This is a genomic window from Actinomadura livida, assembly GCF_014648675.1.
Lineage (GTDB): Bacteria > Actinomycetota > Actinomycetes > Streptosporangiales > Streptosporangiaceae > Spirillospora > Spirillospora livida.
This window is the reverse complement of sequence record NZ_BMRO01000038.1, coordinates 2,998-3,359: the sequence shown is the minus strand read 5'-3', so window position 1 is coordinate 3,359 and position 362 is coordinate 2,998. Positions and strand designations below refer to the sequence as shown.

General features: G+C 69.1%; 1 protein-coding gene. It reads left to right on the top strand.

Features of this window, described 5'->3' with window-relative positions; all coding sequences use genetic code 11:
• Positions 1-362, top strand: a 362-nt coding sequence (locus tag IEZ03_RS37135; RefSeq protein ID WP_189241285.1) for a zinc-binding dehydrogenase, incomplete at both ends; no start/stop codon positions are given.

Here is a 362-nt window from a genome sequence, read left to right as displayed (position 1 = left end):
AGTTCAACGACGCCTCACTCCGCCTCCTCGCACCCGGCGGACACTTCCTCGAAATGGGCAAGACCGACATCCGCGACCCCGAGCAGGTGACCGCCGCCCACCCGGGCGTCCATTACCAGGCGTTCGACATCATGCAGGCCGGTCCCGAGCGCATCCAGGAGATCCTCACCGAGCTGCACGACCTGTTCGAGGACGAGCGGCTCCACGCCCTGCCCGCGACCACTTACGACATCCGGCATGCGCCGGAGGCGTACCGCCATCTCAGCCAGGCCCGCCACATCGGCAAGGTCGTCCTGACCATCCCCGCACCACCCGACCCCGACGGCACCACCCTCATCACCGGCGGCACCGGCACCCTCGGC